19 protein-coding genes are annotated in these 23,231 nt (G+C 67.8%); 5 read left to right on the top strand and 14 right to left on the bottom strand.

Annotated features, from left to right (window positions below; all coding sequences use genetic code 11):
• Positions 1–133: 133 nt before the first annotated feature.
• Positions 134–568: a hypothetical protein gene (locus ASG27_RS16685; RefSeq protein ID WP_056419137.1), complete on the bottom strand. Its 435-nt coding sequence runs from the start codon at positions 566–568 to the stop codon at positions 134–136.
• Positions 569–743: 175 nt separating this feature from the next.
• A complete protein-coding gene (locus ASG27_RS16680; protein WP_056418665.1) occupies positions 744–2,906 on the bottom strand; it encodes a putative bifunctional diguanylate cyclase/phosphodiesterase in 2,163 nt (720 codons plus the stop codon).
• Positions 2,907–3,375: 469 nt separating this feature from the next.
• Here ASG27_RS16680 and fumC point away from each other — a divergent pair, with 469 nt between their 5' ends.
• Positions 3,376–4,761: a class II fumarate hydratase gene (gene fumC, locus ASG27_RS16675; protein WP_056418662.1), complete on the top strand. Its 1,386-nt coding sequence runs from the start codon at positions 3,376–3,378 to the stop codon at positions 4,759–4,761.
• 104 nt (positions 4,762–4,865) lie between these two features.
• Here the strand turns inward: fumC and ASG27_RS16670 are convergent, their stop codons facing one another.
• The 8 genes from ASG27_RS16670 to ASG27_RS16635 form a co-directional block, all read right to left on the bottom strand.
• Positions 4,866–5,657 carry a Crp/Fnr family transcriptional regulator gene (locus ASG27_RS16670; protein WP_056418659.1) on the bottom strand — a complete coding sequence of 264 codons (792 nt, stop codon included), beginning with the start codon at positions 5,655–5,657 and terminating at the stop codon, positions 4,866–4,868.
• Between the two features lie 183 nt (positions 5,658–5,840).
• Positions 5,841–7,052 (bottom strand): DNA topoisomerase IB, encoded by a 1,212-nt coding sequence (locus ASG27_RS16665; RefSeq protein WP_056418657.1) that lies wholly within the window; start codon positions 7,050–7,052, stop codon positions 5,841–5,843.
• 308 nt (positions 7,053–7,360) lie between these two features.
• A complete protein-coding gene (locus ASG27_RS16660; RefSeq protein WP_056418654.1) occupies positions 7,361–8,068 on the bottom strand; it encodes a response regulator in 708 nt (235 codons plus the stop codon).
• Position 8,069: 1 nt separating this feature from the next.
• Positions 8,070–9,746, bottom strand: coding sequence for an ATP-binding protein (locus ASG27_RS16655; protein WP_056418651.1), 1,677 nt, complete (start codon positions 9,744–9,746; stop codon positions 8,070–8,072).
• Positions 9,747–9,774: 28 nt separating this feature from the next.
• Positions 9,775–10,068: a hypothetical protein gene (locus ASG27_RS16650; protein WP_056418648.1), complete on the bottom strand. Its 294-nt coding sequence runs from the start codon at positions 10,066–10,068 to the stop codon at positions 9,775–9,777.
• A 327-nt stretch (positions 10,069–10,395) separates the two neighbouring features.
• A complete protein-coding gene (locus ASG27_RS16645; RefSeq protein WP_056418646.1) occupies positions 10,396–11,307 on the bottom strand; it encodes a dioxygenase family protein in 912 nt (303 codons plus the stop codon).
• Positions 11,308–11,416: 109 nt separating this feature from the next.
• The gene (locus ASG27_RS16640; protein ID WP_056418643.1) at positions 11,417–12,460 is read right to left on the bottom strand and encodes a YiiG family protein; all 1,044 of its coding nucleotides are present in this window, start codon (positions 12,458–12,460) and stop codon (positions 11,417–11,419) included.
• A 379-nt stretch (positions 12,461–12,839) separates the two neighbouring features.
• Entirely contained in the window at positions 12,840–13,448 is a 609-nt protein-coding gene (locus tag ASG27_RS16635; protein ID WP_056418639.1) for a TIGR00645 family protein, read from the bottom strand.
• Positions 13,449–13,757: 309 nt separating this feature from the next.
• Here ASG27_RS16635 and acs point away from each other — a divergent pair, with 309 nt between their 5' ends.
• Both acs and ASG27_RS16625 read left to right on the top strand, forming a co-directional pair.
• Positions 13,758–15,752: an acetate--CoA ligase gene (acs, locus tag ASG27_RS16630; RefSeq protein WP_056418637.1), complete on the top strand. Its 1,995-nt coding sequence runs from the start codon at positions 13,758–13,760 to the stop codon at positions 15,750–15,752.
• 316 nt (positions 15,753–16,068) lie between these two features.
• Entirely contained in the window at positions 16,069–16,551 is a 483-nt protein-coding gene (locus tag ASG27_RS16625; RefSeq protein ID WP_056169702.1) for a hypothetical protein, read from the top strand.
• Between the two features lie 147 nt (positions 16,552–16,698).
• Here the strand turns inward: ASG27_RS16625 and ASG27_RS16620 are convergent, their stop codons facing one another.
• Positions 16,699–17,004, bottom strand: coding sequence for a c-type cytochrome (locus tag ASG27_RS16620; RefSeq protein WP_056169700.1), 306 nt, complete (start codon positions 17,002–17,004; stop codon positions 16,699–16,701).
• 116 nt (positions 17,005–17,120) lie between these two features.
• Between ASG27_RS16620 and ASG27_RS16615 the strand changes: the two genes are divergently transcribed.
• Positions 17,121–17,363: a TIGR04438 family Trp-rich protein gene (locus ASG27_RS16615; protein WP_056418634.1), complete on the top strand. Its 243-nt coding sequence runs from the start codon at positions 17,121–17,123 to the stop codon at positions 17,361–17,363.
• A 196-nt stretch (positions 17,364–17,559) separates the two neighbouring features.
• Here ASG27_RS16615 and ilvD read toward each other — a convergent pair whose 3' ends face one another.
• Positions 17,560–19,266, bottom strand: coding sequence for a dihydroxy-acid dehydratase (ilvD, locus tag ASG27_RS16610; protein WP_056418630.1), 1,707 nt, complete (start codon positions 19,264–19,266; stop codon positions 17,560–17,562).
• A gap of 169 nt (positions 19,267–19,435) precedes the next feature.
• On the opposite strand from ilvD, the gene ASG27_RS16605 reads away from it, so the two are divergent.
• Positions 19,436–20,401, top strand: a complete 966-nt coding sequence (locus ASG27_RS16605; protein ID WP_056418627.1) for a LysR family transcriptional regulator — start codon at positions 19,436–19,438, stop codon at positions 20,399–20,401.
• On the opposite strand, the gene ASG27_RS16600 is transcribed toward ASG27_RS16605, so the two are convergent.
• Positions 20,402–21,577: an MFS transporter gene (locus ASG27_RS16600; protein WP_056418625.1), complete on the bottom strand. Its 1,176-nt coding sequence runs from the start codon at positions 21,575–21,577 to the stop codon at positions 20,402–20,404.
• 78 nt (positions 21,578–21,655) lie between these two features.
• Complete coding sequence (locus ASG27_RS16595; RefSeq protein WP_056418622.1) at positions 21,656–22,669, bottom strand: GlxA family transcriptional regulator; 1,014 nt, start codon at positions 22,667–22,669, stop codon at positions 21,656–21,658.
• Between the last annotated feature and the right edge of the window lie 562 nt (positions 22,670–23,231).

Raw genomic sequence — 23,231 nt, 5'->3', positions numbered from 1 at the left:
GCAGGCGGACCGTATTTTGACAGACCCCACCGCAGGCGCCCTGCGCGATGCCAAAGGCCGCCGCCTGCGTTCGGCCTTTGGTGAGATCCCACGGTGGTCGCCGGTGGCCCTTGCCACCGCGCCGGGCGGGGCTTCAGGCGGTGCCGTTGGCGTCGTCCTCGTCGGCCTCGACCGCGTCATCGGTGTCGTTGCCGCCGGGCAGGTCGTCCGCGCTCAAGGGGGCCTGGGCCTCGCGGCCGCCGCGCTCGGTGTCCACGTCCTGGCCCTCGTCGTCGCCGACCATGCCGTCATCGGCATCGGCGTCGTCTTCACCGGGGCCGCCGGTGGCCATGGATTCCACATGGTCGGGCAGGATGTCGCGGGCCGTGGCTTCGGTGTCGGGGTTCACGCTGCTGCGCTCACCGGTGCCGAATCGGTCGGTGTCGCTGTCGGAGTCGGCGCTGTAGGCGCCTGCGCTGTCGCTGCCCGAATCGGACGCATCGCTGGGCCCCAGGCTGTCGATGCCGGTCGCGCTGTGCGCGGGCGGAAGGTTGTCGCTGTCGATGCCGAGAAGGCTGCTGGTGGCCATGGTGTGCTCCGATGGATGGGTGATGCGCCGCGGGCCCGGGAAGGGCGCGCTGCGGGGCGGGAAAACCGCCATCAGTCCATCGTCGGCCTCCCACGCGCCGCGCCATGTCAGGCGCCGCTGACATGGGCGTCGTCCATCTTCGCCGGAGCCTCCGCCAGACCCGGGGCAGGGCGGGCTACAGGTCCGGCAGCGACCCGATGACGGATGGCGTGAAGTCCGCACCGCCGGCGGGCTTGTCGCCTTGCGACCAGGCCAGCAGGGTGTCGGCCGGCATGGGGCGGGCGTAGAAGAAGCCCTGCAGTTCATCGCAGCCCATGCCCAGCAGGATGTCGCGCTGGCCGCTGGTCTCTACGCCCTCGGCCACCACGCGCAAGCCCAGGGCATGCGCCAGGCTCACCACCGCCGCCACCACGGCGCGGGCGTCTTCGCTGCTTTCCAGGTCGTTCACGAAGCTGCGGTCGATCTTGAGCTGCTGCGCCGGCAACTGGCGCAGGTAGTTCAGGCTCGAATACCCGGTGCCGAAGTCGTCGATGGACAGGAACACGCCGATGCGCGCCAGCCCCTCGAAGGTGCGCTGCGTGGCCTTGATGTCCTCCATGGCCACCGATTCGGTGATCTCGCACAGCAGCTGCGAGGCATCGAGCCCGTGGCGCAGCAGCGCCTGCTCGATGCGCTCGGCCAGCCCGGCCTCGCGCAGCTGGTGCACCGACAGGTTGATGGCCACGCGCATGCGCAGGCCGCTGTCGGCCCACTCTGCGGTCTGGCGGCAGGCTTCGTTGATCACCCAGTTGCCCAGCCGCCCGATCAGCCCGAAGCGTTCGGCCAGCGCGATGAAGACCAGCGGGCTGACCATGCCGTGTTTGGGGTGGTTCCAGCGCAGCAGGGCCTCCACCCCGCTGATCTGGCCGCGCGTGCCGTCGATCTTGGGCTGGTAGTGCAGGGCCAGCTGGCCGCGGTCGATGGCCTGGCGCAGGTCGTTCTGCAGCTCCAGCTGTTCGGACGCGTCCGATCCCATGTGGGGCTCGAACAGCGCATAACAGCCGCCGCCAGCGCGCTTGGCCGCATACATGGCCGCGTCGGCATTGGCGACCAGCTTGCCGCGCTCGCCATGGTCGGGATGCACCACGATGCCGATGGAGCACGCGATCTGCACCTTCTTGCCCGAGACCTCGAACGGCTCCGACAGGGCCGCGAGCACCCGGTTGGCCATGGTCACGCAGGCGGCCACGTCGGTCACGTCTTCGAGCAGGATCAAAAATTCGTCGCCGCCCACACGGGCCACGGTATCGGACTCGCGCGCCTGGCGCTGCAGCCGCTCCGCCGCGCTGCGCAGGATCACGTCGCCCGCCGCGTGGCCGAACGAGTCGTTGATGGGCTTGAAGCCGTCCAGGTCCACGAACAGCACCGCCAGGCGGTCTTCCACGCGGTGGTGGTTGGTGCGGTCCAGCCGAAGGAGTGCGTGGATCAAGCGGTCCTCGAACAGCAGCCGGTTGGGCAGGCCGGTCAGCGCATCGGCGAAAGCGCGTTTTTGCAGCTCGTCATTGGCGGCCTGCAGGCGGGTGTTGCTGTCGGTCAGCGACTTCGTCAGGCGCTCGGCCGTGGCCTGCAGGCGCGCGTCCAGGATGGAGGTGAACAGCGTGCTCACCAACAGCATGCCCGTGGCCATGAGCACCATGGCCGTAAGACCCGGGCCGCCGAGCTGGCCCGCGCTCAGGCACACCGCACCCTTGGCAAAGCTGGCCGCCGCCATGCCGGTGTAGTGCATGCCGCAGATGGCCACCGCCATCACGAACGATGCGGCCACCTGGTACGCCAGGCGCTGCCCGGGCTGCACGCGGCGCAGCAGCTTGAAGATCAGCAAGGCCGTGGCCGATGCCAGCACCGCGATCAGCACCGACAGCGCCACCAGCAGCGGGTCCCACACGATGCCCGGCGCCATCTCCATCGCCGCCATGCCGATGTAGTGCATGCCGCTGATGCCCGCGCCCATCACCAGCGCACCCATGGCCAGTTGCACACGGCCAAAGGTTTCGCGGCTGGCCAGCTGCAGGGCCATGGCCGACGCGGCCACGGCGGCCAGCCACGACAGCAGGGTGGGGCCGCCGGCAAAGCCGATCTCGATGGGCAGCCGAAACGCCTGCATGCCCAGGAAGTGCATGGCCCAGATGCCCGTGCCCATGACGATGGAGCCTGCGGCCCACCAGGCCAGCCCTACGCGGCGCTGTGCCGTGCGCACACGGCGCGCCAGGTCCAGCGTCACGTACGACGCCAGCATGGCAATGGCAAAGGAGGCGGCCACCACGAACAGGTTGTAGCTGGAGGGCATGAACGTGTTCATGGTGCGAAGAAAGCTGTGATGGAGTGGGCAGGGTGCATCGGGCGCGCGGCGCCGTCAAGGGGCCCAGGGCAGATACGCAGCGGCAGCGCCATGCAGGGGTCAGGGCACGTCCGCGCGCGTCGAAGTGTATCGACCGGTGCCAAGGCGCGCTGGCGTGGGGGCTTGGCGGGCTGGGTGGTGCTGAAGGGACCGTTCGCCGGCCATGCCCCCACCAGCAGTGGTGGCGGCGCGGTCGGCTGCCCGCTGTGGCGGGGCTTGCCGCACACTGGCCGCGCCATGCTCGTGCACAGGCCATCCAGGCTAACAAATGAGAATGGTTCGTTTTTGCATTATGCTGCCGGGCGCGCCGGTGTTCCGGCTGCTCTTGGGCGTCAGACGCAAGCCCTCCCCCCGGTCCCCATCGCGGCCTCGCCGGGGCCCCGCCGTCTGCCCGCCCGCTTTCTGTTTTTTTCTTGGAGAACCGCTGCCCATGACCTCCCGTACCGAACGCGACACCTTTGGCCCTATCGAGGTCCCTGCCGACAAGCTCTGGGGCGCGCAGACGCAGCGCTCGCTGCAGAACTTCGACATCTCGGGCGAACAGCAGCCGCGCGAGATCATCAAGGCGCTGGCCCAGGTCAAGCGTGCCTCGGCCGTGGTCAACCAGGCCCTGGGCCTGCAGGATGCGAAGAAGACCGACGCCATCGTGGCTGCGGCCGATGAGGTCATCGCCGGCCAGCACGCGGGCGAGTTCCCGCTGGTGGTGTGGCAGACGGGCTCGGGCACGCAGACCAACATGAATGTCAACGAGGTGCTGGCCAACCGCGCCAGCGAGATCCTGGGCGGCGAGCGCGGCGAAGGCCGCCTGGTCCACCCCAACGACGACGTGAACCGCAGCCAGTCGAGCAACGACGTGTTCCCGACTGCCATGCACGTGGCCGCGGTGGAGGCCCTCACGCACAAGCTGCTGCCCGCCATCGCCAAGCTGCGCGCCACGCTGGCGAAGAAGGCGCAGGACTTCGATGGCATCGTCAAGATCGGCCGCACCCATCTGCAGGATGCCACCCCGCTCACGCTGGGCCAGGAGTTCTCGGGCTACGTGGCGCAACTGGACCATGGCGAGCGCCATGTGCGCGCCGCGCTGCCCCACCTGTATGAACTGGCCCTGGGCGGCACCGCGGTGGGCACGGGCCTGAACGCGCCCAAGGGCTATGCCGAGCAGTCCGCAGCCGAGTTGGCGCGCCTCACGGGCCTTCCCTTCGTCACCGCACCCAACAAGTTCGAGGCACTGGCCTCGGTGGACGGCCTGGTGCACGCCCACGGCGCGCTCAAGACGCTGGCGGCCAGCATGATGAAGATCGCCAACGACGTGCGCTGGCTGGCCAGCGGCCCGCGCAGCGGCATCGGCGAGCTGAGCATCCCCGAGAACGAGCCCGGCTCGTCCATCATGCCCGGCAAGGTCAACCCCACGCAGAGCGAGGCGGTGACCATGCTGGCTGCCCAGGTGTTCGGCAACGACGTGGCCATCAACTTCGGCGGTGCCTCGGGCAACTTCGAGCTCAATGTCTTCCGCCCCATGGTGGCCCACAACTTCCTGCAGAGCGTGCGCCTGCTGGCCGACGGCATGGTGAGCTTCAACGACCAGTGCGCCGTGGGCATCGAGCCCAACCGCGAGCGCATCACCGAGCTGGTGGACCGCTCGCTCATGCTGGTGACCGCTCTCAACACCCACATCGGCTACGACAAGGCGGCCTATATTGCCAAGAAGGCGCACAAGGAAGGCACGAGCCTGCGCGAAGCGGCTGTGGCCTCGGGCCACGTGACGGGCGAGCAGTTCGACCAGTGGGTGGTGCCGGGCCACATGGTCGGGCGTTGATCGCAGGCCGGGGTCGAGAAAAGAGCCAGGGTATCGGGGCCGCACACTGTTGGCGCGATATCCGCCGTCCTCGCCATTCGTGCGCTCGTGCAGTGCCGTGACCGTCAGTCACCGTGCTGCGACGCTTCCTGCTGCGCCAGTGCTTCGAGCTGCTCCTGCTGGTAGACCACGATGCTGCGCTGGTGGATGCCGATGATGCCTTCGCGCTCCATCCACTTCAATTCCACATTGATGCGTTGGCGTGAACCGCCCAGCAGCTGCGCCAGCTCGTCCTGCACCAGCGACAGCCCGATGGCGCCGCGCTGGCCGGGCACGGCGGCGCGCTCGCCAAAGCGGCGCAGCACGTGCAGCAGCTGCTTGGCCAGCCGCGCGCGCAGGGGCAGGGTGGCCATGTCTTCCATCATCCAGTACAGGTAGCGCATGCGGCGCGCCTGCAGCGTGAGCAGCGCCTCGCCGAACTCCGAATGTTCGCGCAGCAACTGGCGGAAGACGCCCTCGGCCACGCTCAGCACCGTGGTGGGGCCATGGGCGTGCGCGTCGTAGGTGTTGGGGCCGCGGTGCAGCACCTCGGCCTCGCCCACCCAGATGCCGGGCTCCACATAGGCCAGCGTCACCTGCTTGCCCGACGGCGTGGTGCGCCGAAACCGGATGGCGCCGCTCGCGCACGCAAACCAGTCCTGCGCCAGGTCACCTTGCTCTACGATCATCTGGCCGTGGGTGTAGCGTGTGACGCGGCCCAGCCGAAAGATGTCGTGCCGCAGCGATGGCGTGAGCGCGGCGAACCAGCGGCCGCGGTTGATGGCTTCGCGTTCGGGCAGGCTCAGGAAGGGGCGTTGCTGGTGGCGGTCGGCCAGGAGATTCGCGGACTCTGGCGTGGAAAGCGTGTCTGTGGACATGGCGGCAGGCTGCAGATGAACGGAGCCGGCCTGTGCGCAGGGCCGGGCTGAAGGGCGGTGGAGAAAAGCGCAGCTTCGCAGTTTAGCGATCCGGCTTGCGGCATCAGGGGGCGCGCGGCACCTGCGCGACACCCCGCGGCCTGTTGACGAAAATTGCCTGCGTGCCTGCCTCCCGCGTGTCACCTATGCCTTGGCTTGTGCGCGCACCTGTACCTTGCCGGCTTTGGAGGCTTTCGGCGTCTTGGGTGTCTTGCGCGGTTTGCGCAAGAACGCCAGCAAGCGGCGCTCTGCCGCGCTCAGGCCGCGTGGCGACGCGCTGCCGCCGATGCGGTCCCACACGTCCTGCATGCCGGGCCCGGCGTCGGATGCCAGGCGCGAGCCCAGCTCCAGCACCGCGGGATGCACGTACGACTTCTTGCACACGGCGGGCGTGTTGCCCAGCTGGCGCGCCACCTCGGCGAGGATGGTCTTGGCGGTGTAGCGCACGCTCTTGTCGGTGGGGTCTGCGGCGTCGGCCTGTGTGCACGCCAGGCGCGTCAGCTCCAGCGCCTGCGTGGTGCCGTGCCAGGTGCGAAAGTCCTTCGCGGTGAAGTGATCGCCGTCGGTGTCGGACGCGCCGTGCGTGATCTCGCGCAGGTAGTCATTCACGTCGCCCGAGCCCACGGTGCGCGGGGTGCCGTCCTCATCTTCGTACTGGAAGAGCTCCTGCCCCGGCAACTGCTGGCAGTGCCGCACCACGCGGGCCACACGGGGGTCGCTGAGTTCGGCCTCCTGCTGCACGCCGCTCTTGCCGCGAAACCGCAGCGTCAGCTGGCTGCCTTTGACCTGCACATGCCGCGTGCGCAGCGTGGTCAGGCCGTACGATTTGTTGGTGGCGGCGTATTCCTCGTTGCCCACGCGCAGATAGGTGGTGTCCAGCAGGCGCACCAGTGTGGCCAGTACCAGCGTGCGCGACAGCGGCTGGCCGCTGCGGTGCGCGGCCAGGTCGCGTGCCACACGGGCGCGGATGCGCGGCAGGGCACGCCCGAAGGCCTGCATGTGCTCGAACTTGCCCTCGTCGCGCTGCGCGCGCCACTGCGCGTGGTAGCGGTACTGGCGCCGTCCGCGCGCGTCGAGCCCGGTGGCCTGCAGGTGGCCGTTGGGCCGCGGGCAAATCCACACGTCGGTGTACGCCGGCGGGATGGCCAGGCGCTGGATGCGGGCGATCTCTTCCGCATCCTTGAGCCACTGCCCATCGGGCTGGCGGTAGCGAAACGCCTTTTCGCCGCTGGGCACCCGCGACAGACCGGGCATGTCGGGCGTGACGTACACCAGGCCGCCGGGCAGCCTGGGCTGGCGGGGGGTTGTGGTTTTGGGGGGCGCAGATGCGCGGGTCGAAGAGGATGTAGCGGGCATCGGGGCGGTATGGAGGATGGACCAATGTGTGGCCCGATCAGACCCGTGCCTGGTCTGCGGCGGTGTAGGTGCGCTGCGTGCGGCAAAGTGAGACATCGGCCGGACTCTTCGATGATGGCGCCATCCATCCGAGTAAAAAATGGCCCTGCCGCTTGATGGACGGGCGCTACCAGCTATTTAATTGATAGCAACCGGGGATGCGGCAGCGTCGATGGGATGCGTGCTGTGTGGGCGGGTCTGCGCAAGCAGCCCCTGCGCGGGCGCTCCTGCCCGCATGCCGCGGCCTGTGCGTCCCGCTGCGCGCCCTGTCACTCACCTGCAGTCGCGCTCGGGTCCAGCGCAAAGCCCACCCCGTACACCGAGCGGATCCAGTCGCTGCCGTCGGCGCTGGCGGCCTTGAGCTTCTTGCGCAGGTTCTTGATGTGGCTGTCGATGGCGCGCTCGTTCACATCGAGCGTGTCGTCGTACGCCTGGTCCAGCAGCTGCGCGCGCGAGAAGATGCGCCCGCGGTGGCGGGCCAGCACCTGCAGAAGCCGAAACTCCCGCCGCGTGAGGCCCAGCGGCGTGCCGTGCAGCGTGGCCTGCCAGTGCAGCTCGTCGAGTACCAGCGCCGCCACGGTGGTGGTGGTGCCCGGCGGCGGCGGCGGCGTGGCCGCGGCGCGGCGCAGCACGGCCTTGGCGCGGGCCACCACCTCGCGCGGCGAGAACGGCTTGCAGATGTAGTCGTCGGCGCCCAGCTCCAGGCCGATGAGGCGGTCCACCTCTTCCACGCGGGCGGTCAGCATGATGATGGGGTGCTGTGTGTGGCGGCGGGCCTGGCGCAGCACCTCCAGGCCATCCATGCCGGGCAGCATGATGTCCAGCAGGGTCAGCGCGGGCGGCGCCGCCAGCATGCTGGCCAGCGCCGTGCGGCCGTCGGCGTGGTGCTCGACGGCGTAGCCCGCGTGGCGCAGGTAGTCGACCACGATGGCGGCGATGTCGGGTTCGTCTTCGACGACGAGGATGCGGTGGGTCATGTCACGGGGTGGATGGGGAGTTGTCCAGCAGGGGCAGGTCCAGCGTGATGCGCAGGCCGCCCAGGGGCGACGCCTCGGCCGCCAGGGTGCCGCCATGCGCCAGCACGATGGCCCGGCAGATGGCCAGGCCCAGGCCTGAACCGCCGTGGTCGCGGTTGCGCGAGGTGTCGGCCCGGTACAGGCGCTCGAAGATGCGGGGCAGCTCGTGTGCGGCGACGCCAGGCGCGCTGTCGTCCAGTTGCATACGCAGCAGCGGTGCGCCGCCCGGGGCCTCGGCTTCGAATGCCGCGATGCGCAGCAGGCCCCCCGCATCGGTGTAGCGCAGGCTGTTTTCCAGCAGGTTCAGGAACACCTGGTGCAGTTGCTGCGCGTCGCCCCGCACCAGCGGCGCGGGCGACTGCGTGGCCAGCGCGTCGAGGCCCATGGTGTCCACGGCGATGCGGGCCTGCGCCAGGCGCGGGCGCATCGAGGCCAGGGCTTCGGACAGCAGCGAGAGCGGGTGCACCGGCACCTGGGCCGACGGCGCGCTGGTGCCCGCTGCGTCCAGGCTGGCGCGCAGGTCGCCCACCAGCTGGATGAGGCGCATCACCTGCCGGTGCAGGCGCAGCGCGGTCTTGTCGTCGAAGGTGCGCACGCCGTCCTGCACGGCCTCGATCTCTGCGCGCATGGCCGCCAGCGGCGTGCGCAGCTCGTGGGCCACGTCGCCCAGCCACTGGCGGCGCGAGGCCTCGATGCTGCCGAGCTGTTCGGCCATGGTGTTGAAGGTGCGGGCCAGTTGGGCCATTTCGTCGTGGCCGTGCACCGGCACGCGGGTGTGCAGGTGGCCCTGTGCAATCTCGCGTGCGCCGCTGGCCAGCGCATCGACCGGTGCCAGCCACCGCCGTGCCAGCCAGCCCGAGAGCAGCAGCGCCAGCACCAGCCCCGCGAGGCCCGTCCAGACCACAAAGCCCAGTTGCTGCGCCAGAAAGGCCTGGTCGGCTTCGCTGCGCACGCCTTGGGGTGGCGCCAGCACCAGGTGGCCGATGGTGGCGCCGTTGGCACCCCGCAAGGCCAGGCGTGCGCCGCCGGGCTGTGGTGCGGTGCCCGCGACCAGCCCGTCCTGCGCATCCAGCAGGCCCAGGCGGGGAAAGAGGTCGTCGGGGTGGCGCTGCGGCGGCAGGGGCGGGCGGCCGTCGGCCGACGGGCCCGTCATTCCCATGCTGTTGCCGCGCTGGTCGGGCGGTGGCCCGTCCGGCGGCGCGGCGCCTTGGGGTGGGGGCTGCCAGCCACCGCTGCGCTCGCCGGTGGCGGCGCGGGGAGGGCCGCCGTACGGGCCCGCAAATGGGTTGGCACTCTCGGCCGACGAAGTGGTGCCGGAGGGCGCGTTGCCCATGGACGGGGGCGGGGCGAAGCCGTCGGCCGCGCCACCACCCGCCCTGCGCTGGCCGCCGCCCGGGTGGCTGAGCCGGCCCCACAGGCCGGGCTGGTTGCGCAGCGTGTCCCAGCCACCCACATGCAGGTAGTGTGCCTGCAGGCGCTCTGCCAGCCAGTCCATGCGGGCGAGTTCGATCTCGGCCACATACGGCCCCAGCCCGCGCTGCAGCCCCAGCCGCGAAAACCCCGCAAAGATCAGCAGCAAGGCCACCAGCAAGGCGGCCAGGGCCAGAAAGGCTTTGCGGTGCAGGGTGAGTGAAGGCATCGGGACAGCGAAACGGCTTCAAAGGAGGTCAGCGTGCGGGCGGCGGGCCGCCTGCACCGCCGGGCCCGCCCGCAGGCATGGCCACCAGGGTGCCGTCCATTGTGCGGCATGTGCCCGCGAGCGACTTGCCGTCCGGCATGGTCAGCGTGACGCTGGCGCCCTCGGCCTTGCCCTGGCAGGCGGCATACGCCTCGGGCGGCGGCGCGGGCGGACCCTGGCGGCCCTGGGGTTGCGCGAGCACCGGTGTCGCGGACATTGCGGCGAGCACGGCCACGAGCGCTGCGCGTGCGAGGCTGCAGTGGTGAAGAGAACGAAGAAGCATGGTGCAGATTCCTTGAGGTGGTTGAAGAAAAGAAAAAAGCGAGACCGTCGCGGCCCGCATGGATTGGTGAACTGGTGAGCCGTTGTGGGCGGCAGCGGCGCTGGCGACGCTTGGCGAGGAGCGACGGTCCGCACACTCCGCACACTGGTCGAAACCGGCGCGCCCCAGCCACGTGCACCCATGGAACCGGCTTCGCCGGGCCATCGGGTGCGTCCCCCTCCGGGGGAAGGCGCCGAAGGCGACTCAGGGGGGTCAGGGACTGAAACGGCTTTGCCGGGCGATCGGGCGCGTCGCCCTCCGGGGGGCCGAAGGCGACTCAGGGGGAGCCTATGCAGCCACAGAGATCGTGATATGGGCCGAGTACCCGCCACCGCTGTTGGCCTGCATGGTGGTCATCTCCAGCGTGGTGCCGTCGCTGAACACGTTGTCGGTGGCGAACGACATGGACGCGAGGTTGCGCACGCTGGCGCTGTAGCCCGAATTGGCGTTGTAGATGGTGCTCAGCAGCGCGGTGGGGAAGGCCAGTTGCGTGGTCTTGATCTTGTTGCTGGCATTGCTGGCCGCAGACAGGCTGCGGTAGACCTCCAGGTGCATGTGCGGCATGCGGCCCGCATAGCAGCCCGGCACGATGGTGGTGAAGGTGACCGTGCCGTTGGCATCGGTGGCCTGCACGCCGCGCAGGTAGTTGTCGGCGATGTTGTTGGAGCTGTAGACCGAGTAGTTGCCGTCCTGCGTGCAGTGCCATAGGTAGATGGCGTAGCCCGACAGCGCGGCGCAGCTGGCGTTGGTGTTGGTCAGCGTGATGGTGATGGTGAACGGCACGCCGCTGACCTGCGTGGACGAGCCGATGGAGGAGCGGATGTCCGAGCGCACGATGCCGCTGAGCGCGAGCACGTTGTAGGTGTTGTTGCTGGCGTTGGAGCCATCGGCCGGGTAGGGGCCGGCGGTCTCTTCGGGCACGACCGAGCAGGTGGTCGTGGTGCCCGTTCCTGTCGTACCGGTGCCCGTATCGGTGGTCGTTCCCGTGCCAGTGTCCGTGCCGCTACCGCTACCGGCGGTGTCGGTGGACTCGCTGTCGCTGCCCCCGCCGCCGCAGCCCAGCAAGGTGGCCATGCCCAGCGAGCCCAGGGCGTTCAGGGCGAAACGGCGGCTGGCGGGTGTTGAACTCGGTGGTGCGACTGTCGCGGCCGGCGATGACGAAGTGGTGGTGGGCGCAATGGCGGCAGAAAATCGGGCCATGGTAGTTCTCCTGCAAGTGGGTATGGCCTGCACTGTGCCCACCGATTGCGGAGAAATCTGGGAGCCGGGCCGCCCGCCTGCGCAGGTGCCCGGGGCCCGGGTGCCACTGCTACAGCGCGTTGCTGGCGTTCACGAGGTCGTTGTAGGCCTTGACCAGCTTTTCGCTGCTGCCTTCCACCATCCAGCCGCTGCCGGGCTTGAGCATCATGCGCTCGCCGTCGTTGTAGGGCACCTTGTCGCGCACGCGCCGAAAGCGCTCCTTGGACGCCTTGCGGAACTCTTCGGCGCTGCGCTCGAAGCTCGACCAGCCGTGCGGCACCTCGTCCTTGATCGGCTTGGCGAACGCCATGGCCTCATCGGCCATGGCCTCGTAGGCTTGCAGGCGCGGCGCAGCAGCGGCGGCATCGAAGGTCTCGTCGCCCAGCACATCGGCCAGGCCCTTGGCCTTGTTCATCAACGCCATCTGGTAGTACGGCAGCTTGCGGCCCTGGGTCTTTTCGATCTGCGCGAGCTGCGCGGCCAGCAGGTTGTCGTTTTCGGCATCCAGCGCTTTCGAGAACACGGTGCTGGCCTGGTCGAAGCTTTCGAAGCTGGCCACCAGGGGGCCGTGGATGGCCTTGCCCTTGGCGAACTTGTCGTCCTTGTAGTTTTCGCGGTCGTAGTAGGTGTAGGCGTCCGCCACGAGCTTGTCCATGGCCGAGAGCGAGGCCATGTAGTTCTTGCCAGCGGCGTCGAGTGCGGGCAGGGCCGGGGACAGGGCGGCCGCCTGCGTGAACTGGGCCGCGCAGGCGGTCACGTCGTCGCTGGAGATGGAGTACAGCCCGTAGACCACCATTTCGTTGCCGGTGGGGCCTGCCTGCATGTTCTTGACCCAGCTGGCATACCGGCTGATGGCGCGGTGGGCGCGCTCGTCCAGCCGGTTGTAGCAGTTGATGTAGGTCTGCAGCTTGGCGTTGAGGTTGTCTGCCGCAGCGGGCGGGGCGGGCTCGGCGGCGGTGTTGGCTGTGGCCGAATTGGCAGCGGCTGGGTTGGCGGAAGGGGCCGCCGGGGTGTCGGCTGTGGCCGCGTCCGGCTTGGGGCCGCATCCCATCAAGGCGATCAGCAAAAGCGGAGCTAAACCCAGGAAACGCTGGGCAGAGAACTTGGTGTGCATGGGATTCAAGGAAAAGCGCAGAAAAGGGTGGCGGGTGCCTCGTGCCCACGTCCAATGGTCATGGGCGTGGCGCCAGAATTCTGCGTTGATGAAGGCTCAAAGTTCCTCTCGACCGCTGCCAATGCGTAATCAGATGTACGGCAATCCGCGCGTTGCCTACGCTTGGCAAGGAGCTGCGGAGACGACAAAACGCCCCGGTATCCCGGCCGATGCTGTGTGTCAGCAGCATTGGCGGTTCGGTCCGGGGCGCTCAGGTCGAGATCGACGCTTCGGGAAGGTGAAGCGTTCTGTTGCAGTTTGGCGCGGGGGAAAGCGCCTGGGGCCGCACCAGCGCGCCGGAGGCGTTGAAGACGCAGGCACCTCGTCCTGCTGCAGCAGTTCAGTGGCGAACCGGCGGTGTGGAGTGCGCCATCAGCCGGTCGGTTGCCGCGATGGCCAGTGCGCTGAGCAGGAACACCACGTGGATGATGGTCTGCCACATCAGCACCTTGACGTCGTAGTTGGCGGCGTTGATGAAGGTCTTGAGCAAATGGATGGAGCTGATGCCGATGATGGCGGTGGCCAGCTTGACCTTGAGCACCGAGGCGTTCACGTGGCTGAGCCACTCGGGCTGGTCGGGGTGGTCCTCCAGGTGCAGGCGCGACACGAAGGTTTCGTACCCGCCCACGATCACCATGATCAGCAGGTTGGAGATCATCACCACGTCGATCAGCGCCAGCACCACCAGCATGATGATGGTCTCGTTGAGCGCGGTGACTTCAAAGTCGCTCTTGTAGCCGATGCTGGAGACCAGCGATTTGAGCGCGGCGGTGTTGCCGAACGCCGCCTCGATAAGGTGCACCAGTTCCACCCAGAAGTGAAAGACATACACCGCCTGCGCCAGGATCAGTCCCAGGTACAGGGGCAGCTGCAGCCAGCGGCTGGCAAAGATCAAGGAAGGAAGGGGACGCATAGCGACCGGCGTGCCGGATTTTTTGGGGAGGGACATGGGCGGTGGGGTTGGATCGGGTCGCGCGATTCTAGAAGAAGCGCATGACCGCTCGCCGGCCTTGGGATAGCGGCTGGCGGCGAAGGCGCAGGCAGCGAAGGCCACAACGCAGTTTTCATGGCGGCGCGGCGCGCAGGGGGCGCTCTTTCTGTAAGCTTCGTGCCAGTCAGTGGCTTGTAAGTGCGGCGTCCGACAGTACCGCCCAATTCACAGAAAAGACAGGCCGGGCAGGCGACGCGGGGCGCGCACAGCCGCTCCCGCCGGCCGGTGCCTGTCAGACCATTCCATCAAAAACCAGGAGACAACACCATGAGTGCGCCCACATCCGCGATCGAATCCGTTTTGGTTGAGAACCGCGTGTTCCCGCCGTCGGACGCCATCGTCAAAGCCGCCCGCGTCTCGGGCATGGCGGGCTACGACGCCCTGTGCGCCGAGGCCGACAGGGACTTCGAAGGCTTCTGGGCCCGCCTGGCGCGCGAGAACGTGCAGTGGAGCAAGCCCTTCACCCGCACGCTCGACACATCCAACGCCCCGTTTTTCAAATGGTTCGACGACGGCGAACTCAACGCCAGCGCCAACTGCCTGGACCGCCACATCGGTACGCCCACCGAGAACAAGACCGCCATCGTCTTCGAGGCCGACGACGGCACGGTCACCAAGATCACGTACAAGGAACTGCTGGCCCGCGTGAGCCAGTTCGCCAACGCGCTCAAGGCCCATGGCGTGGCCAAGGGCGACCGCGTGCTGATCTACATGCCCATGACCATCGAGGGCGTGGTCGCCATGCAGGCCTGCGCGCGCATCGGCGCCACGCACAGCGTGGTGTTCGGCGGCTTCAGTGCCAAGGCCGTGCAGGAGCGCATCATCGACGCGGGCGCGGTTGCCGTGATCACCGCCAACTACCAGATGCGCGGCGGCAAGGAACTGCCGCTCAAGGCCATCATCGACGAGGCCCTGGCTGCCGGCGGCTGCGACACCATCCGCAACGTGTTCGTCTACCAGCGCACTGCCACCGCCTGCAACATGGTGGCCGGGCGCGACAAGACCTTCGACGAGATCCTGGCCGGGCACAGCACCGAGTGCGCTCCCGTGCCCGTGGGTGCCGAGCACCCGCTGTTCATCCTGTACACCAGCGGCTCCACCGGCAAGCCCAAGGGCGTGCAGCACGCCACGGGCGGCTACCTGCTGTGGGCCAAGCTCACGATGGACTGGACCTTCGACCTGCGCCCCGACGATGTGTTCTGGTGCACGGCCGACATCGGCTGGATCACCGGCCACACCTACGTGGCCTACGGTCCGCTGGCGGCGGGTGCGACGCAGGTGGTCTTCGAAGGCATCCCCACCTACCCCAACGCAGGCCGCTTCTGGCAGATGATCGAGAAGCACAAGGTCTCGATCTTCTACACCGCACCCACGGCCATCCGCTCGCTGATCAAGGCCGCCGAAGGCGACGCCGCGGTGCACCCCGCGCGCTCGGACCTGACGAGCCTGCGCATCCTGGGCAGCGTGGGCGAGCCCATCAACCCCGAAGCCTGGATGTGGTACCACAAGAACGTGGGCGGCGAGCGCTGCCCCATCGTCGATACCTTCTGGCAGACCGAAACCGGCGGCCACGTCATCACCCCACTGCCTGGCGCAACCCCGCTGGTGCCTGGCAGCTGCACGCTGCCCTTGCCCGGCATCGCAGCCGCCATCGTGGATGAAACCGGCAACGACGTCGCCAACGGCGCGGGCGGCATCCTGGTCATCAAGAAGCCCTGGCCGAGCATGATCCGCACCATCTGGAACGACCCCGAGCGCTTCAAGAAGGCCTACTTCCCCGAAGAGCTCAAGGGCTACTACCTGGCCGGCGACGGCGCGGTGCGCAGTGCGGACCGCGGCTACTTCCGCATCACCGGCCGCATCGACGACGTGCTCAACGTGTCGGGTCACCGCATGGGCACGATGGAGATCGAATCGGCCCTGGTCTCCAAGACCGACCTGGTCGCCGAAGCGGCCGTGGTGGGCCGCCCCGACGACGTGACCGGCGAGGCGATCTGCGCCTTCGTGGTGCTCAAGCGCTCGCGCCCCACCGGCGAGGAGGCCAAGCAGATCGCCAACGAACTGCGCGCCTGGGTCGCCAAGGAAATCGGCCCGATTGCCAAGCCCAAGGACATCCGCTTCGGCGACAACCTGCCCAAGACCCGCAGCGGCAAGATCATGCGCCGGCTGCTGCGCAGCATTGCCAAGGGCGAGGCCATCACGCAGGACACCAGTACGTTGGAGAATCCTGCAATTCTCGATCAGTTGGCCAAGGCCAACTGATCGAGAAGGGCGCCGTGCAACGGCGCCCGCGCGGAGCGCTTGCAGGGTGCGTGGCCACTCATATCGCGCAGCGATGTGACGTGGCCACAAAACCCGGCTCGATCACCCACCAACGGTGATCGACGCCGCAGCCCATGGATCGAAAAGTGCGATGTCGGAGCTTCACAGCCGGCACATCCTGCTGCCCCTGTAGGACACCATCTGAAATCGCCGGCCCGGCCGCGCCAACCCCATTGGCATGCGTTACAACGGCGGCACCGCGTGACCGGCCCGCCCATTCTGGCAAGGTCGCACGCTGCCTACCGGAGATTTCACCATGCACTTTCGTTCTGCCGTCCTGTTTCTCGTCGTGCTGGCCATCGCCGCACTGGCCTTCCTCAACTGGCCGATGCTGGCCGTCCCCACCACGGTGTCGCTCGGGCTGACCACGGTCGAGGCGCCCCTGGGCCTGTTGATGCTCGGCCTCACCACCTTGCTTGCCATCTTCTTCGTGGCCTACGTGCTGTCGCTGCAGGGCTCCGTGCTGCTGGAGACGCGCCGCCACACCAAGGAAATGCAGGTCCAGCGTGAACTGGCCGACAAGGCCGAGGCCTCGCGCTTCACTGAACTGCGGCACTTCCTGGAAATCCAGCAGGGCCAGGCCCACACGGCCGTGCTCGCGCGGCTCGACACCCTGGAGCAGCGCCTGGCCACCCGCGTCGAAGAGTCGGACAACGCCACGGCCGCCTATGTGGGCCAGCTGGAGCATCAACTGCGCACGCGCGATCAAGCACATCAGGTGGTCACGCCCATCGTGTAGCCGCAAGTGTGGCTGGCCAGCAGCCAGCCACCTCAACATGGCCAACCACCATGAAAACAGCCGCGTCACCTTTTCAAGTGACGCGGCTGTTTTTTAACGAGGTTCAGGCCGTCGGGCTCAAGATGGCCGTCAAACCGGCAGTGGTGGTTACTTCTGCGTCAGCACCCAGGCCGCCAGCTTCTTGGCATCGGCATCGTTGACCTGCGCATTAGCGGGCATGGGGACCGGGCCCCATACGCCCGCGCCGCCCTTGATGATCTTGGCGGCCAGCTTGTCCACGGCGTCCTTCTGGCCTGCATACTTGGCTGCCACGTCCTTGTACGACGGACCCACCAGCTTCTTGTCCACCGCGTGGCAGGCCATGCAGTTCTTGGCCGTGGCCAGCGCCTGGTCGGCCATCGCGGGGGCCGCAACCGACAGTGTCATCGCGAGTGTGATCAGGGTGCGCTTCATGGTGGGTTTTCCTGTGGGTTGGGTTACAGTTCTTTTAATGGGATTGTAGTGACTTGGGTTGACATGCCTGCGTGCCCGGTCAATCGAGCCTTTGATGGCATTTTCTGGAGATTGCGATGTATCTGCTGGGCCTTTCACTGATTTTGCTGGCGCTGAAATACTTCGAAATCGGCCCTGTCGCCAACTGGTCCTGGTGGTGGATCATGGCGCCTTTCGGTGCCACTGTCCTATGGTGGGCCTGGGCTGATTCCACCGGATATACCAAACGTAAAGCCATGGAAAAGATGGACCAGCGCAAGCAGGACCGGATCAACAAGAACAAGGAAGCCCTGGGCATTCGTCCACGCAAGCCTCGCTGAGGCGCGCTGCGGTCTCGCCCCGGGGCCGCGCGTCCGTCGGGCAGTTTTGCTTACCGTTGCAGTGCGCAAGGCTGCCGCGAACAACCGCTAGAAAACAAAACGCCCATGACAACGTGCCGTGGGCGTTTTTTTGTTTCCGGTGTGCACGGCGGGCTGGCCCCGAGGCCTGCCTACCCGCCCATCCATCGATAAACGCTCAATAGGCGTCCAGGACAGCACCCTTGCTCGCGCTCGATGCATTGAAGGCAAACTTCGCCTGCACGCCGCGGGTGTAGCGCGGAGCGGGGGCCGTCCAGGCGGCGCGGCGCTTGGCGATTTCTTCTTCGGGCACGTTCAGCTCCAGCAGCAACTGGCGCGCATCGATGGTGATGCTGTCGCCTTCGTTGACAAAGGCAATGGTGCCGCCCGCTGCCGCTTCGGGCGCCACGTGGCCGACCACCATGCCCCAGGTGCCGCCGGAGAACCGTCCGTCGGTGATCAGGCCCACGCTTTCGCCCAGGCCGGCGCCGATCAGCGCGCCCGTGGGGGCCAGCATCTCGGGCATGCCGGGGCCGCCCTTGGGACCCAGGTAGCGCAGCACCATCACGTCGCCCGCCTTGATCTTGCCGGCCAGGATGGCTTCCAGGGCCGATTGCTCGTCGTCGAACACGCGGGCCGGGCCAGTGATGACAGGGTTCTTCAGGCCGGTGATCTTGGCGACAGCGCCTTCGGGGCTCAAGTTGCCCTTCAGGATGGCCAGGTGGCCCTGCGCGTACATGGGGTTGTCGATGTTGCGGATCACGTCCTGGTCGGCACGCGGCACATCGGGCACGTCCTTGAGCACTTCGGCAATCGTCTTGCCGCTGATGGTGATGCAGTCGCCATGCAGCAGGCCAGCATTGAGCAGCACCTTCATGACCTGCGGAATGCCGCCTGCGCGGTGCAGGTCCACGGCCAGGTACTTGCCGCTGGGCTTGAGGTCGCACAGCACGGGGGTCTGCTTGCGGATGCGCTCGAAGTCGTCGATGTCCCATTCCACGCCCGCTGCGTGCGCGATGGCCAGGAAGTGCAGCACGGCGTTGGTGGAGCCGCCGGTGGCCATGATCACGGCCACGGCGTTCTCGATGGCCTTCTTGGTCACGATGTCGCGGGGCTTCAGGTCCATCTTGATGGCCTCGATCAGCACCTTGGCCGATTCCTTGGCCGAGTTCATCTTCTCGTCGTGCGGGTTGGCCATGGTGGACGAATACGGCAGGCTGATGCCCAGGGCCTCGAAGGCGCTGGACATGGTGTTCGCGGTGTACATGCCGCCGCACGAGCCGGTGCCGGGGATCGCGCGCTTTTCGATCTCCTTGAGGTCGAAGTCGCTCAGTTTGCCGGCGGCGTTCTCGCCCACGGCCTCGAACACGCTCACGATGTTCAGGTCCTTGTCCTGGTAGCGGCCCGGCAGGATGGTGCCGCCGTACACGTAGATGGCAGGCACGTTGGCGCGCAGCATGCCCATGAGGCCGCCGGGCATGTTCTTGTCGCAGCCGCCGACCACCAGCACGCCGTCCATCCACTGGCCGCCCACGCAGGTCTCGATGCAATCGCTGATGACTTCACGGCTCACCAGGCTGTACTTCATGCCTTCGGTGCCCATGGCCATGCCGTCCGAGATGGTGGGCGTGCCGAACACCTGGGCGTTGCCGCCTGCTTCCTCGATGCCTGCGATGGCTGCGTCGGCCAGCTTCTGCAGGCCGCTGTTGCACGGGGTGATGGTGCTGTGGCCGTTGGCTACGCCGACCATGGGCTTGACGAAGTCACCCTCTTCGTAGCCCATGGCGTAGTACATGGACCGGTTGGGCGCGCGCGATTTGCCTTGCGTGATGTTGGCGCTGCGGTGGTTGATGGGCTGGATCGGGATGGTCTTGCTGTCTGCCATGGCGTTGGTCCTGGTGGGGGAGTGAATCGTTGTAGTGGGAAGACGCCGCAGGGACGGGCGCGCGGGTCTTTGGCTGTCGGGGTGCAAGTATGCGAGGTTTGGACGGGCGTTTCCAATCCCTTTCGACTGCTTCAGTAATATATAAAACATATCACTGGATCAAAACCGCATGAAAGAACCACTCATCGACGTGCGCGCCTGGCGCCAGTTCGTGGCCGTGGCCGAAGAGCTGCACTTCGGCCGCGCGTCCATCCGCCTGCACATGACCCAGCCGCCGCTGACCCAGGCCATCGCGCAGATGGAGCGGTCGCTGGGCGTGATGCTGTTCGACCGCACGCGCCGCCGCGTGGCGCTGACACCGGCGGGCGAGGCGCTGCTGCCTGATGTGCGCGACTTTCTGGAGCGCGCGCAGGCGCTTCCGGTGCGCGCGCGTGCGGCAGCGGCGGGCGAGGTGGGGCGGGTGCGGCTGGCGTTCGTCTCCACCATCGGCTTTGAGCGGCTGCCCGAATGGGTGCGCGACTTTCGGGTGCTGTGCCCGCAGGTGTCGCTGGAGCTGGTGGAGGCCACGGGCGATGTGCAGCGTGCGCTGTTCTCGCGCGGTGAACTCGATGCGGGGCTGATGCTGCATTCGCCGGGCTTCGCGCCGCCCGAACTCGCGCGCCTGGCCGTGGCCGAAGAGCCGCTGGTGTTGGCGTTACCGGCCAGCCACCCCCTGGCGCTGGCGCCGCGCCTGGATCTGCCCGAGGTGCTGGCCGAGCCCCTGGTGATCTTTCCGCGCCGCATCGTCCCCTCGCTGCACGATGCCGTCTTCGCGCTGTACCACGCGGCGGGCCGCGTGCCCGTGGTGGCGCAAGAGGCCATCCAGATGCAGACCATCGTCAACCTAGTGTGGGGCGGCCTGGGCGTGGCCTGGGTGCCCGAGAGCGTGACCCAGTTCCGCCGCGAGGGCGTGGTGTACCGCGGGGCCGATGCTTTTGGGCCTGCACCCGCCAAGGCCAGGGCTAAGGCAGCCAAATCCCCTGCCGAGCCGCTGCTGCCCGTGTGTGAGACCAGCCTGGTGTGGCCCGCCGCGCTCAACAACCCGGCCCTCGCGCGCTTCATCGACTTCGTGCGCGAGCGTTCGATGGCGGCCTGATCAGCCCGCGGCAGCCGGTGCGCCGCGCCCCCGCACGAACAGCAGGCCCGCCGCCACGGCCAGCAGCGGCAGCGCCACCGCGTTGATCGCCGTCCAGCCCGCGCCGCTGAGCAGCGCGCCAGAGGCAAAGGACATCATCGCCGCCACGATGCCGTTGGCCAGCTGCATCAGCGCCTGGGCCTGTCCGCGCTCCCCGGGTGCGTGGTTCTCCGCCAGCAGGGTGGTGCCCGAGATCACCATCAGATTCCAGCCCGTGCCGAGCAGAAAAGAGCTGGCCAAAAACTCGGTGAACGAGAGGCCCGACAACGCCACCACCGCGCTGGCCGCCAGGCACGCCGCGCCCACCGCCGCCACGCTGCGGCTGCCGAAGCGGTCCACCAGCACACCCGAGAACAGCGCAGGCGCGAACATGCCGATCACATGCCACTGGATCACCTGCGCCGCCGATGCTGCCGAAAACCCGCACACCTCCATCGCCAGCGGCGTGGCGTTCATCACCAGAATCATCAGTCCGTGGCCGATGGCCGTCATCACCACCGCTGCCCGCAGGCCGGGCCGCACGAGCAGACTGCGCATGGCTGCCATGCCGCCCGCCGCCGGCTTGGGCGCCACGCCCTCGCGCAGCAGCGCCATCACCGCCCAGCCCAGCGCGGCCAGCACCGCAATGGCCAGGTACGCGCCCGCCAGCGGCGTGGCCAGCACATTGCGCGACCACAACGCGAGCGGCGGCGCAAACACCGCCGCACACAGGCCACCCGCCACCACACAGGCCGTGGCACGGCCTTTCTGCATGGGATCGACCGCCTCCAGCGCCGCATAGGTGTAGTAGCCCGACGAGGCCTGATACGCGCCGATGGCCAGCGTGCCCGCGCAGAACACGGCAAAGCTGCCCCACTGCACGCCCACCATGCTCACCAGCCCGCCCGCCACGCCAAAGAGCGCGCCGGCCTGCAGCCCCGCACGCCGCCCCCGGCGCTGCATGAACAGCGACAGCGGCTGCACCACCACCAGGTTGCCCAGCACCAGCAGCGCCAGCGGCAGCGTGGCCAGCACCGGCCAGGGCGCCAGCCGCGCGCCCACGATGGAGGTCAGCGTGATGCCGATGATGGAGCAGCCCCAGTACAGGGCCTGGCCCGCGAACAGCAGGCGAACGGACGCATTGCGCAAGAGCAGCATGGATCGACTTTCGATGGCGCGCCGTACGGGCGCAAAGCAAGGGCGGTGGGTGAGAGAGAGGGCGCGGTGGGGCGAGAGTCAGTCGAGCAGCGCCCCCGCGCCAAAGCGCTGCGCATACGCCTGCGGGCTCACGGCGCGGTGCTTGTGAAAGCTGCGGCGCAGGTTCTCGGGGTGCTCGAAGCCGCACAACCGCGCGACGGTGGAGACCGATGCCTGGGCCTGCGAAAGCAGGTTGGAGGCGGCCTCGACGCGAACGCGCTCCACATACCGCCCGGGCGTGGTACCCAGCTCGCGCTGGAACACGCGCGTCAGAGTGCGCGGCGGCATGCAGGCCTGCTCGGCCAGTGCATCCAGCGACAGGTCGCCGCCCAGCTGTGAAGGGATCCATTCCAGCAGCGCCGCCAGCCGCGGCGCATGCCGCGTCTCGGGCGCCAGCAGCGCGCTGAACTGCGCCTGTCCGCCCGGGCGTCGCATGAACATCACCAGCCGCCGCGCCACGGCCAGCGCCATGGGCCGGCCCAGGTCGGCCTCCACCAGCGCCAGTGCCAGGTCGATGCCCGCCGTGACACCAGCCGATGTGAACAGGTGGCCGTACACCGCGCTGGCCGCATCGTAGGTGTGCAGGCAGTCATCGTCCACCTGCACCGCAGGGTAGTTGCGGCGCATCAGGTCGGTACGGCACCAGTGGGTGGTGGCATGCAGCCCATCGAGCAGCCCGGCATGCGCCAACAGCAGCGCGCCCGAGCACACCGAGCCCATGCGGCGCACCTGCGGCTCTGCGCCGCGCAGCCATTGCTGCAGCGCGGTGTTGCCCAATTGCGCCATGACGCCATCGCCGCCAGCGACCAGCACGGTGTCCAGCTGCGCCGGGTCCAGCGTGGCCCAGCCGGCATCGGCCACCAGCGCGAACCCTGCCGATGTGGTGACGGGCCCCGCGGCCTCGGCCACCACGTGAAGTGCATACGCAGGTGGCAGGCCGTGGCCCGTGCGCTCGGCATTGGCTGAGCCGAAGACCTGCAGCGGGCCGACCGCGTCCAGGCTCATCACGTCGGGGTAGATCAAGCACGCCACGGTGCGGATGGATGGGGGCATGGAATCAGTGTCGGTGTTTGCCCTGTTGACTGCAATGACAACCATCCCACACATTTGGCCAAATTCGTCTTAGCTTTGGCAGAGCCTGAAAAAAGGTACCTTGCGAGACGGCGGCGCCCGGTTAGTGCCGCCTAGCAGGCGTGCGACGGGGCTAGACTTCCGCTATCGGCCAGAAGCAGCCGGTGACGTTTAGTCAAAGCAGACGCTCAACGAAGTAGGTAAGCGGCCCACCGTAGGCGGGTCAGGGCGTTTGACGAATGCACTGACATTCAGACGGTCCCCTGCCACTCATTCCCGCGGTCATCTCCGGCGGATATTTAAAAACGATGCGTGAATCACTCCCCGTTTGACTACAGGTTGCCTTGCATCGTTGTTCCGTGGACGGAATAAAACTGAATAACAGCATGAGGCCCACAAGGGTTGCAAAGACGAGAATCACGTAAAGTGTCCGGCGGCGATCTTTAGATAGCATGATGTGGCCTATCGTAATGTAGAGCGCATCGAGCCGCAGGCCTTATCTGGTCTGAGTTGGCACTCAAAATGGAATCAGTTCAACCAAAGG

It is taken from the genome of Acidovorax sp. Leaf191, assembly GCF_001424425.1.
GTDB lineage: Bacteria > Pseudomonadota > Gammaproteobacteria > Burkholderiales > Burkholderiaceae_C > Acidovorax.
The sequence above is the reverse complement of the archived record's forward strand: the minus strand, read 5'-3'. Positions and strand labels throughout refer to the sequence as shown.